This window comes from Clostridium sp. K13, from assembly GCF_019734195.1.
Lineage (GTDB): Bacteria > Bacillota > Clostridia > Clostridiales > Clostridiaceae > Clostridium.
In genome coordinates, this window is record NZ_JAASHM010000009.1 from 62548 (window position 1) to 75756 (window position 13209).

At 26.8% G+C, this 13209-nt stretch carries 9 protein-coding genes; all 9 read right to left on the bottom strand.

From position 1 onward, the window contains the following. Positions 1-28: 28 nt before the first annotated feature. The 9 genes from HCG76_RS07525 to HCG76_RS07565 all read right to left on the bottom strand — a co-directional run bounded on the left by HCG76_RS07525 (position 29) and on the right by HCG76_RS07565 (position 13207). Positions 29-565: a hypothetical protein gene (locus tag HCG76_RS07525; protein WP_221699628.1), complete on the bottom strand. Its 537-nt coding sequence runs from the start codon at positions 563-565 to the stop codon at positions 29-31. Between the two features lie 78 nt (positions 566-643). Then, positions 644-874, bottom strand: coding sequence for a hypothetical protein (locus HCG76_RS07530; RefSeq protein WP_221699627.1), 231 nt, complete (start codon positions 872-874; stop codon positions 644-646). A 260-nt stretch (positions 875-1134) separates the two neighbouring features. Further along, entirely contained in the window at positions 1135-3087 is a 1953-nt protein-coding gene (locus HCG76_RS07535; protein ID WP_221699626.1) for a beta-galactosidase, read from the bottom strand. Between the two features lie 152 nt (positions 3088-3239). Next, entirely contained in the window at positions 3240-4610 is a 1371-nt protein-coding gene (melB, locus tag HCG76_RS07540) for a melibiose:sodium transporter MelB (protein ID WP_221699625.1), read from the bottom strand. Positions 4611-4894: 284 nt separating this feature from the next. After that, positions 4895-6961 (bottom strand): alpha-galactosidase, encoded by a 2067-nt coding sequence (locus HCG76_RS07545; RefSeq protein WP_221699623.1) that lies wholly within the window; start codon positions 6959-6961, stop codon positions 4895-4897. Positions 6962-7059: 98 nt separating this feature from the next. Next, positions 7060-8028 (bottom strand): alpha/beta fold hydrolase, encoded by a 969-nt coding sequence (locus tag HCG76_RS07550; protein ID WP_221699621.1) that lies wholly within the window; start codon positions 8026-8028, stop codon positions 7060-7062. 148 nt (positions 8029-8176) lie between these two features. After that, entirely contained in the window at positions 8177-9190 is a 1014-nt protein-coding gene (locus HCG76_RS07555) for a LacI family DNA-binding transcriptional regulator (RefSeq protein ID WP_221699619.1), read from the bottom strand. Positions 9191-9513: 323 nt separating this feature from the next. After that, entirely contained in the window at positions 9514-9729 is a 216-nt protein-coding gene (locus tag HCG76_RS07560) for a hypothetical protein (protein WP_221699613.1), read from the bottom strand. 208 nt (positions 9730-9937) lie between these two features. Continuing rightward, entirely contained in the window at positions 9938-13207 is a 3270-nt protein-coding gene (locus HCG76_RS07565; protein WP_221699612.1) for a sensor histidine kinase, read from the bottom strand. Positions 13208-13209 lie beyond the last annotated feature (2 nt).

Below are 13209 nucleotides of genomic sequence, written 5' to 3' on the forward strand. Positions count from 1 at the left end.
CAAAATTTTATATTTTAAATTGTTTATATTATTCTCCATCACTTACTATTTCAGCTTCAACATAAGGAACTTCATTTTTTCCATACTCTTTTCTAATTACTTCAGTATCTATATCTATTCCCCCAAAAGCTACTTCAACTTCTTTATCTACTATTGATACATCTATAACTTGTACTCTATTTAAATCAATAAACCTTTGTTCCTTATAGTATTTATTAACTAGTGTTGCAACTTCTAATTTAAAGTCATTTCCCTCAAATGTAACACCTTCTATATCAGTAAAGGCATTAATTACATAATTAAATACCTTTTTAGATATTGGGTTTACTATGTTCATTTTTAAAAGCTTAAAGCTCTTTATATTCACATAAATATTATTGTTTTCAACTTTAGAAAAATTCAATTCAGCCTCTATATTTATATTCATTCCAAATACTTGTACAGTTCCTATTAATCTTAAATCATCATTAATAAAAATATCACTTATATTAATTTTATTTTGCAACTTCAAAAAATTTCTTATATCACCTTTTGTTATACAAACTATCATCTTTTTTAATTTCATATTTTTTCCTCCCTAATTATAATTAAATAAACTCCCCCCATGTCATTATAACTCCTTTTAAGGCTGTATATTATATATTTACATCAAAGGAGCAAACAATAAGAAAAATTTCTCTTTTAACTTATCATTCCCTGTTCTCATCTCAAAATCTTCTATTGTATATTCCTTATAGTTTTTTATATCATTTATATATATTTTACTATATTCTTCAACAATTTTATTATTATAAAAAACACCACAAATTTCATCATCCACTTGTAAACTTCTTATGTCCATAAATATGGCAAACATATCAGTACAACTACCCATAAAATTGCTTCTGCAGGATTTTTATTTTCTAAAAATATACCCCCTAATATTAATGCCAAATAAATTATTAATAATATTATTTTTATCATAATTATTTTTCCATTCTAATAGCAATTAATTATAATAATATTCCCCCTATATAAATAAATTAATTTATTTATAGTTAATTTATTATTAAAATATAATAAACATAAAAATAGCCTTAACCACTAAATAAATGGTTAAAGCTATTAATTTTATTCTAAAATAACTTTATAATATTACTTCTTAATTATTTTACTTTCATAAGGACTTAAAGAAATTCCATTAAATTCTTTTTTCATAGCAGTATGATTCATAACAAAATAATATTCCTCTTTATTAACTACTCTCTTAACAACCTCAATACCTAGTTCTGATTCTATAATTTCTATATTAGCTTCTTTTAATATTTTCTTAGCTAACACATCCATAATAGTCTTATCTACTCCTGTACCAATATAATAAACCTCTCCATTTTCATACTTATTTAAAGTTACCGCTGAAAACTCCTTGTAGAATTCATCGTTATACATAAATAAGCTTTCTGCGGTAGTAGTTTTTAGCATATCTCTAAATACAGTTCCACTACCTATAATACCTTCAAATTCATTTATCCCTTTAACTTCAACATATTGATCTTCTTGAAGAGATTCTATTTCTTCAACGAATCCTCCTACTAAATCAGTATAGTAACTTGGATTAAACTGTCCTAATGCTAAATTATTATAATAATCTTTAATAGCAGTTCTAAAGCTAAATACTACTTTACCACCATTTTTAACAAATTCTCTAATTCTTTCTTGTACTTCAATTTTAAATACTATCATTGTAGGTATTAATAAAACCTTATACTCACTAAAATCAACATATGATGGTATTACATCTATATTTACATTATTTTCATAGAAAGGTCTATATAATCTATATACTTCATTTTTATAATCCATTAAGAAGCTTTGTTTTTGAATTCTAAATGATGCCATAGATTCATAATCGTAAATAACTGCTACTTCTGATTTTATTTCACTATTTATAACTTCTTCATTTTTCTTCATATCATTAAAGAAGCTTTGAACTTCATAGAACTTTCTTCTCTTTTTATTGTCTTGATCTATTATTCCATAACAATATTGCTCTGCCCCTTGAGTTGCTCCTCTATATCTAAAATACATAAGAGAATTACATCCATGTGCCATTGCTTGATATGACCACATCTTAGCTTGGTTTGGTCTTGGTAAATACCCTATAACATCATGACCTTGCGCTCCCATTATAGCTTCTGTAATCCAGAAATTCTTTCTTTTAGCACCTCTCATATAATCTAATCCACAAGCAATTTCATGAGCAGGAATTGGTTCCCTTTGCCCTCCCCATACAGGATAATTATTATATGCAACTACATCTATATGCTTTGCTACCTTTGAGAAATCAAAGCTCTTATCAAAATATCCACCTGAGAAATCGTGAATTATTACTGAATCTTCACCTAGTATTTGTTTTAATATTTTTACTTGAAGTGCTGCATAATTTTCAACACTTACACTTCTAAATCTCTCCCATTCCATTCTAAGACTTGGATTATGTGTTGTTACTGTCTTTGCCGGAACTGGTATTTCATCAAAGTCGTTATATGTTTGAGACCAGAACCTAGTTCCCCAAGTTTCATTTAATTTTCTTATATCATTATTGTAAGCCTTTTTTAAATATTCTCTAAAAGCATTTTTACATTCATTACAATAGCATACATCACTACCTTCATGTCCAAATTCATTATCTATTTGCCATGCTACTATAGCTTCTTCATACTTATAATGATTTGCAAGCTCTCTTATTATTACTTCACTATATTTATGATAAGTTTTACTATTAAAACAATATTGTCTTCTTCCACCAAATACTCTCTTAGTATTATCTTCAAATTCTCCTAAAACATCTGGATGCTTTTTGGCTAGCCAAGCTGGCATAGTTGCTGTTGGCGTACCAAATATAACATTTAGTCCTTTTTTCTTAGCTTCATTTATTACATGATCAAAGTAAGAAAAATCAAACTTTCCTTCTTCACTTTCCATCATATGCCATGCAAATTCACCAATTCTTATTACATTGCTTCCTAATTCTATAATATTATTTAAATCTTCTTGTAACATATCTTCATTCCAGTGCTCTGGATAATAATCTACCCCTAAAAACATTTTTACCTCATCCTTTTTACTGTAAATTTTACTAAAATATTATATCAAAAATACTATTATATTAATATATTTTTATATAACAAATGGCAAATCGGAGAATATAAACTTCAATTTGCCATTTATTAAATTGTAATTACATATTTTTTTCTATTCTAAGCAATTACTTCTCTCTTTTTATTTAACTCATCCATTATTTTTTCTTGATATTCACCATGTAGCTTGTACCCTTTAGCATAAATAATAAATCCTAATATTGTTATTGCTGAAGGTACCGCTACCATAAGTACTCTCATACCAAATATAGTTCCTGGTGTTTGTGTTATATTTGGAACATAACCTACTATTGTTAACCCAACACCTATTAACCAACCTGAAACTGCTGATGCTGTCTTAACTAATAAAGTTTGGAATGAAGCTATTATACTTTCATTCCTTGAACCAAATCTTACTTCACCGTAATCTATAACATCTGCAAGCATAACTGTTGTTGCACCTAAAGTAAATCCTGAACCTAATTTAACTATTATTCCTGATAAAGCTATTACAAATGCATTTCCTGGGATAAATATTCCACCTAATAGTAATATTATTAATCCTGCTGCTGGTAGATAACATGCTAATCTAAACACACCTTTTTTACTCATATTCTTAGATATCATTGGGAATAACATAAGTGCACCTATTTCAGCAAGTCCAGCAAAGGCTGTAAATACTGGATACATATTTTCATTACCTACAACATATTTGAAGTAGTAAATTGCCATTCCACCTGATAATTGAGCAACTAAGTTATATGCAAGTACAACTCCTATAAATACCATAAGCTGATCATTTTCTTTTATAAGCTTAAATGCTTTCTTTAAACTTGTCTTTTCTGCTTTTTTATTTAAATCTACCTTTTCGCTGCTTCTATCCTTAACATTTACAACTGTTATTATAGAAGTCACAACAAAAATTACTGCTATTACTACTGCAAACGCTCCATATCCTTTAGTTTGATCACCATTTCCTAGCTTATTTACTATTGCAAGTCCAAAAGCACCCATTATTAACCATGCACAACTTGCGAATATTCTTGGTATAACTGACATTTGATCTCTTTCTTCTTTAGTCTTAGATAAAGAAGGTAACATTGACCAATAAGGTATATCCATTATTGTATAAGTCATTCCCCATAGTATATACATCACTGAATAATATGCATATAAAGAAGCTCCTTGTAACCCTTCTGGTCTTTTAAATAAAAATACTAACACAACTGCATTTACTACTGTTCCTATTAAAATCCAAGGTCTAAATTTTCCCCATTTTGTTCTTGTATTATCAACAATCATTCCCATAGCTGGATCATTAAGCGCATCCCACAACCTAGCTACTAAGAACAAACTACCAACAAAAGCAGGCGCTAGTCCAACTAAATCAGTAAAATAAATCATTAAGTAACTAGATACTATTGCATAACATAAATCCTTTCCTAATGCTCCAATCCCAAAAGAATACTTTTCTTTAAATGATAATCCCATAATCCTCTACCTCCATTATAGCCTTTAATTTTCAACACTTTGTAATTGTTTTCACATCTTATGGTTATATAATAACATACCAGAAAACGTTTTACAAGTATTTTTACAGTAAAATTTTACTTAATTTTTACTAATTTTATTAATTTTTTACCATTTAGTATCATTGAACCTTATTGAACCATATATTTTATTTATCAGATCCAAAATAAAAAAATAATAGATTATTAACTTCTAAAGAACTCTTACATTCTAATCAGAAATTAATAATCTATATTGTTTTTTTACTAAATTCTATTAATCTTTATAATATCACTAGAATAATCTCCACTTAATTTTATATCTAACCCTCTATTCATTAGGTAACTTCCACTTTTAATTATTTCTTCATCATTAATTTTTATTAAGTATTTAGAATAATTTTCCAACCCTCTAAGTTTAACAGTTACACCTCTATGTCCAATTAAACTTTGAGGTAAGAATACAAACAATAAACTTTCATCATCTTTATTATATTGATAAATACTATAATTATTTTTTGATGTATTTTCTATTCTATAGAAGTCTCCTTCTTGAACAATATGTCTTATTTCCTTGTATTCTTTTACTAATTCTTGAGATAATTTTACTTCCTCTTCATTAAATTTTAATATATTACAACCAATACCTAATGTACCCATCATAGCACTATGATATCTAAATCTTAATGGTATACCCCTTTTTGATAAGAAGTTCGGACAATCTGTAACCCAAGCTCTCATAGCCTTAATTGGATATATATAAGAATAACTTTCTTGAACAAATAACCTATCATAAGCATCAGTATTATCACTTGTCCAAAAATCATCGAATATACCTAAAATACCATAATCAATTCTGCCCCCGCCTGACGCACATGCTTCAAACAAAACATTTGAATGTTTAACTTTTAACCATTCTACAATATCATAAACTGCTTCTATATGCTTGTACCAAATATCTTTTTCTAGGTTACTTTGAGATATAGGTCTATTTGCATCCCATTTAATATAATCAATATCATAAGTAGAAAGAAGTTCATCTAACATATTATAAATATATTCTTTCACTTCACTCTTAGTTAAATCTAATACATATTGCCCTCTAGATGTATCACTTTCTCTAGTTGCAAAATGATATATCCACTCTGGATGATCCTTATATAATTGAGATAACGGATTTACCATTTCTGGTTCAACCCAAATTCCAAACATCATATCCATATCTTTTACTTCTTTGATCAATGGATCTAACCCTTCTGGGAACTTTTCTTTATTTACATACCAATCCCCTAATCCATTGTCTATTCCATGTCTTTCTCCAAACCACCCATCATCAACGACAAATAACTCTGCCCCTATTTCTTTAGCTTTTTTCGCAAGATTTATCTGCTCATCACAATTAACTTTAAATTCAGTTGCTTCCCAAGAGTTATATAATACCGGTCTTAATCCCTCTCTTAATATGCTATCTTTAGCAAAATTATGAAGGTTATGAGTCATAACTTCAAAACCTGAATCACTATACCCTGATATAATTCCCGGTGAAACAAATTCCTCTCCTGGCTCAAGTTTCATTAAGAAATCATGTGAGTTTATACCCATTTGAACTAAAGTTTCTCCATACTGTGTTTGTTCAATTACCCCACTAAAGTTACCACTTAATTTTAATGCTCCAAAAAACACTTCTCCTGTAGTTTCAGTTGCATTTTTGTCTAATATGAAATATGGATTATGATTATGACTTGATATACCCCTTCTGTTTTCTATAACTATTTTTCCATAGTTAACTTTTTGAACAAATCTTTGTTGTTCTGCTCCCCAGTGTCCATGAACATTAGAAAAGTTTAAATCCTCATATGGAATATGGAACTGTCCACTATGTATCTTTTCAACTTCAATAATATCTTCAGAATTATTTTTAACAGTTACATATCTTTCCATTAAGTCATACTCATCATAAACTTTATAATGTAAATTAATATCAAAGTCATAATAAGCATCCTTTAATTTTATTACTAACTCATTATCCTTAATTTCATATCCATGATATTTATAAACTAACTCTCTACTTCCATCAGCAAAGGTAGCCTTTAAACAATGCTCTTTATACCTTAAACTACCGTATACTGGGTACTCTTCTTTTGTAATTTCATATACTGGATCATTTGTTGATACTTCAATTAATATAGGCATATCAAACTCTTCAGTATTTTCAATTTTCTTTCCCCAATATAAATGTCTAAGTAACCCCTCATTATCTACTCCAAATACATAAGAAGTATTTTTACTTTGAATATTAAATATTTTTTCTGATTTATCAACTATAATTCCCATAAATTTAACTGCTCCTTTTACTCCAAAACTTTAGATAACGTTTTCTTAATGTTATTATATATATTCACAGTAAAATTTTCAATATTTTTAGTAAAATTTTATTTTAAAAATTCTTTTATTATTTTTAGATACTCCATTAGTATTTCATCATTTTCTCCAAATATCTCATGTTTTGCATTATCAAACCTTACTTTTCTACAATTTTTGGCCCTTTCACAAAATTTATTTTGCCCCCCATCTTTTACAAAAGTATCTCTTCCAGCTTGGAAAAGCAATATAGGTATATCTATTTTTTCAACATTTTTCTTTTTAACTATTTTATCACTAGCTTTTAACGATTCAAAAACCCATTTAAATGATCCCCCTGATCTTTGAAGTTCTTCATTACTTCTTAATTCTGATAAATGATTTTCATATCTATACTTATTACTAGTTCCAGAGTTATCTAAATCATATTTACCATCAAAGGGCCCTTGCCCAAACAAATAATCTTCACCCTTTCCAACTGCTATATATAAACTACTTATTATATAAGACATCCACTTCGGAAAATCTCCAGTTTTTATTTCCATCATAGGAGCACTTAAAATAGCTTTTTTAAAGTACCCATTATACTCTTCCAAAAACATAGTTCCTATAGCTCCCCCCATTGAATGAGCATATAAATATAAATCAACACCATTTTCAACTACTACTTTATCTAAAAACATCTTTAAATCTTCTACATAATATTTAAATTTCTCTACATTAACCTGACTTTTATCATTTTTACTTAAAGAGCCTGACCTTCCATGCCCCCTATGTTCAATTGCATATACTGAATATCCCATTTCCATAAAATAATAAATCATTTCTGTAAATTTATCTATACATTCTGAAAACCCATGTGATATAACTATTCTTCCTTTTTCATTATCTATACTATATTTCTCATAATATATATTTTTATTATTTTTTCCTATAAAATATCCGGATTCCTTTATTTCTCTTAACTTATTCCTTGTAGTTTCTACTATCTCTTTATCATAACCATAATTGCAAATAAATTTATTGCTTTTCTCATGCATTTTCTTTTTCTCCTATTCTTATTTTTTAATATATATATAATATATCATTTATATTTTACTTACAATTTTACTGTAAAAAAATAATAAAATAAAAAATAAAGAAAGTACCTTAATTCCTTAAAAATACTTTCTTATTCGTAGTTTTATATTATATTTTTCTAACACTATCTCTTAATATAAATTCACTAGGTATTATTACCTTTTTTGCATAACTTCTGCCCTTTAATTTTTCAAGCATAAGATCTACAGCAACTTCTCCTAAATACTCAATATGTACCCTTATAGCCGTTAATGGTGGATGAGTATATTGTGATATTATAGTATCATTAAACCCTATTATGCTTATATCCTCTGGTACCCTTATATTACGTTCATATAGTCCTTTAATTACTCCACTAGCTATAGCATCATTAGCTGTAAAAAACGCTGTTGGCATTTCATTTTTACTATCAATATAATTAATTATAGCTTTATATCCACCTTCTGCTGTCATATCACTATTAATTATATATTCTTCTTTCAATAATTTATTACTGTCCATATATTCATAGAAGAATTTTAATCTATCATCAAAACTAGGAAGTTTATTATCACCTAATGTATATTTTTCACCAATAAATCCAATATTTTTATGACCAAGATTAATAAAATGTTCTAAGCCTTGTTTTACACCTAATTTATAATTAATTTTAACACTATCATATAGTTCATCATTTGGTGCTGAATCTATAAACACTATATTATCTGTTCTATCTGATAAATTATCTACTTCTTCTGAAGTAAATTTCCCTATAGCAATAATTCCCTGTAATTCAACATTTTCAAGTAATTCATAATCATTTTCTTTTTTAAAAAGTCTTACTAACTTTATATCATTTTCAAAAGCTTTCTTCTCTACTATATTTCTTAAAAGTAAATAATATGGATCCTGTAATTGTTTAACTACATCATACATTTCTACAATTCCAATAGTTACTATTCTTTTTGATAGTTTTTTGCCTTTTCTTTGTTTTGCTGTCTTATAATTTAACTCATCTGCTACCTTGAATATTTGCTCCTTTGTTTCATCAGCCACTAAAATTCCACTATCATTATTTAGAACTCTAGATACTGTGGCTAAAGATACCCCTACTTTATCTGCTATTTCCTTTAACGTAGCCATTATTCTCCTTCACCTCAATGTCCTTTTAACTTTACGCATTTTATTACTATTATAATATAAATCCCTTTAACTTTATAGTATTATGTTAATTAAAAATGGAATACATCAAAATTCTATTTTCACAATTTAATAAATCTACTAACCACTGTTAGAACGAAACATAAAATATTACTTTTCGGTATCACAGCATCTAAGCTGTAGTTAGCAATTTATTAATTATTTGAATTTATAGTTTTGATACATCCCATCTTTATAATTTATTCACTTAAAATTTCCATATATACCTTTGCATTATCCGAATTAACTCTTATCTTAAACCAACTTTAAATATTATTTATATTTTTATTTAAATCAATATTATCACTATATATTATAAGTACATCTATATTATTGTTATTTTTCCCATCAATATAACCAAAATATATTTGCTTTATTTCTGGATATATTGCTCTTAGTTCATTAAATATCTCATTTTTATCAACTTCACTAACAACCTTACTATTACTTCCATTATTTTGATTATTTTTCAAACTCTCCATATATTACTCTAGGTTTGTTAAATCAATCCCCTCTTGCTTTATTATTAACTTTTTATTCTTCAAGCCATAATTGGCCATATCATTATTCAAACCTGTTAGCTTTTCACTTGTAATAACATCACCAACACTAACTAGTGTTATAGTATTATCTTTATAATCTATATTTTTACTAAGTATATATTGATTTGGTAGTTCACTAACTATAAAATCATTTTACTGTTATATCTGGAAGCCCTATAGTAAATCTGCTACCTTTATTTGGTTCACTTTCAAGCTTAACATATCCATCATGTAACTTTGCAATATACTTAACAAGTGTGAGACCGATTCCACTACTACTTACCTTTGTAGCACCACTTCCTTCAACTTGTGAAAATCTATCAAATATAAATTCTTGATCTTCTTTTGATATTCCTATACCTGTATCTTCTATGCTAACTTCAATATAGCTATCAACTTCCTTAATATATACTCTAATCTCTCCACCTTCTGGGGTAAATTTAACTGCATTACCTAATAGATTAATTATACATCTCTCTATTTCATTTTCATCACAATAAATTACCTTTTCTTCCATATCAGGATCTACTATAAGGGATAACCCCTTTTCCTCAATAAATTTACTCATATTAAGGGCTGCTTCCTCAACTATATATACTATATCATTATCTTTTCTAGTAATTTTATAATGTCCTGTTTCTATTTTAGAACTATCTATTATATCATTTATTATTTTTAGCAGATTATTACAACTCTTAGTTATAATATTCATATATTTAACTGCTTTATCCTTAGTCATAGAATCCTCCTTATTAAGAGAATTTATTAACTGTACTGTTGATGATATAACATTTATAGGTGTTCTAAGCTCATGAGATAAGTTTACAAAATAATTATTTTTAAATTTTTCTTTATTTATTATTTCTTCACTTAGTTTTTTATTTTCCTCTAACTGTTTATTAAGCTTCACAGTTTTTTGATCCACTAATTTTCGTAATATCTTAACATAATTTGCTATATAAATAATTAATATTAATGCTGTAGCTATATATATAATATAGGCTATTGGACTCCTCCAAATAGGATTTTTAACTCGTAAATTCATAGTTGTCTCTTCTGTTAAATTACCATGTCCATCTCTAGCCCTCAATTTTAATTTATATTTGCCTGGATCCAAAAACTTAATACTTAGATAACTAATAGAATCTAAGTATACCCATTCTGTATCTATGCCTTCAATCATATATTGATATGTTATGTTGTTTAAATTTTCATAATTAGGTACGAAAAACTCTATATATAAATCTTTATTATTGTAATCTAAAACTAATTCTTCTTCATCATAAACAACTCTATTCTTACCTACAGAAATATCTCCAATTACAACCTCATTCACACCGACTCTAGTATCTTCTATATTATTAGTGTTAAAATAAGTAATACCATTTGTACTACCAAATATCATATTACCATCATAAAGTTTTATGCTAGAATTTAAACAAAATTGATATCCTATTATACCATCCATCTTTGTAAAAGCATTTATATATCCATCTTTTGAATTAAATTTATTTAATCCCTTATTTGTACTTATCCAAAGATTATCATTATCATCAATTAAAATTGAATTTATAAAATCATTTGTTAATCCATCTTCTTTAGTATAAAAAGTAAAAGTATTCTTTTTTATGTCAAGCCTACCTAAGCCTACATTGGTTCCTATCCATAAATCACCAAACGAATCAAAAACCATACAAGTTATAAAACTGCTAATTACTGAATTTTTATAAGAATCATAATTGAAATATTGCTCAATAACACCATTTTCTTTATGATACTTTATTACTCCAGTATTTACTCCACCTAACCAAATAACATTGGAATCATTATTATCAGCTAATATATAAGTTATAGTAGTAGGATTAATATTATATTTTATTAATTTTTCATTATTAGTGGTTAATTTATTTTCCTCTATATTATAGGTATAAAATCCTTCAGTTGATGCTAACCAAAGATTTTCTCCATCATTATATGAATATTTTAAATCACAGTAATATTCATTCTCCATAAAATATTCTGCTAATTCGTATTTTCTTATATTTATTAAAATTATGTCTTTATTGGTGACTAATCCCATATATTTATCATTTATCTTAAATAAATTTTTTATATACCTATTTTTTAAACTTAAATTATCATTTTCATATATTTTAGTTATTAACTTACCACTTTTTATATCATATATATATATACCATTAAATTTAGTTGCTATCCATACTTCTTCATTATTCTGTAATATACTTATTACATTGCTATCATCTAATTCTCCGTCTTCATTAATCATTCCACTAATAGAGCTAAACTGTTTATTTAAATTTAAAATACTTATACCTTTTTCAGTTCCAATCCAAATAGTACCATTAGAATCCTCATAAAAACAAGTTACATAATTACTTATTAGTGAATTACTATTATTACTATCTTTTTTTATAAGCTCTAACTTATTGCTATTCACAGAATATTTTACAATCCCATCATTGCTAGATATCCACATATTCCCATTTCTATCACCTAAAATACATTGAATATTATTAACCTTTATACTTTCTAGATTATCAACAGCACTATATAATTCTCCTGTATATATATTATATTTTTTTATTTTATCACTATTTATTATCGTTAAAATTTCTTTATCATCTTCTATTGAATTAAACAATATAATTCCTTCTTTAGTTAATATCCATATATTTCCATTTACATCTTTTTCAATATCATAAATATATAGCTTTTCATCCAAAAGATCAGCTGAATTATAAATTACATTTGAGTTAGAATCAATTATGTTTATTCCATATGCTGTGCCTACACATAAAAAACCATCACTTTCCCCCTCCTCTAAATGTGTTATATATGAGTTAGTTAATAAATTATTCTCATCTTCTGAATTATATACACTTTCAATTCTTGAATCTTTAATATTTACTTTCATTAATTCATTTTCAGTACCAACCCACATAATATCATTATCAGTACTGCTACGTAATAAGGTTGTAATTTTTATCTGCCCTAAATAAGTTCCCCCGTTCTCTATATCTTTAACCCTTACTATATTATCTGTATCTCTAATTAAAATATCTAAACCACTGTCAGTCCCTATCCATATATTCCCATAAACATCTTCTTCTATTGCATTTATATATGTTGAACTTAAGGACTTTTTTTCATCTCTATTACAATTATATATTTTTATCCTTTCTCCATCGAATCTATTAAGTCCATCCTTTGTTCCTATCCATATATACCCCCTACTATCTTGAAATATTGATGTAACATGTTCATTTGAAAGTCCATCATCAATAGATAACTTATCAAACATATCCCTTTCTAACATCTCTCCTGAAACTTCAATAGGAATCAAAATACTTGTTATAATGCATACTATCAATAAACTTATTACTACTCTAAATTTCATCT

Coding starts and splice junctions, on each gene's coding strand:
- HCG76_RS07525 (WP_221699628.1), bottom strand. CDS start 565: ATGAAATTAAAAAAGATGATAGTTTGTATAACAAAAGGTGATATAAGA.
- HCG76_RS07530 (WP_221699627.1), bottom strand. CDS start 874: ATGGGTAGTTGTACTGATATGTTTGCCATATTTATGGACATAAGAAGT.
- HCG76_RS07535 (WP_221699626.1), bottom strand. CDS start 3,087: ATGTTTTTAGGGGTAGATTATTATCCAGAGCACTGGAATGAAGATATG.
- melB (WP_221699625.1), bottom strand. CDS start 4,610: ATGGGATTATCATTTAAAGAAAAGTATTCTTTTGGGATTGGAGCATTA.
- HCG76_RS07545 (WP_221699623.1), bottom strand. CDS start 6,961: ATGGGAATTATAGTTGATAAATCAGAAAAAATATTTAATATTCAAAGT.
- HCG76_RS07550 (WP_221699621.1), bottom strand. CDS start 8,028: ATGCATGAGAAAAGCAATAAATTTATTTGCAATTATGGTTATGATAAA.
- HCG76_RS07555 (WP_221699619.1), bottom strand. CDS start 9,190: ATGGCTACGTTAAAGGAAATAGCAGATAAAGTAGGGGTATCTTTAGCC.
- HCG76_RS07560 (WP_221699613.1), bottom strand. CDS start 9,729: ATGGAGAGTTTGAAAAATAATCAAAATAATGGAAGTAATAGTAAGGTT.
- HCG76_RS07565 (WP_221699612.1), bottom strand. CDS start 13,207: ATGAAATTTAGAGTAGTAATAAGTTTATTGATAGTATGCATTATAACA.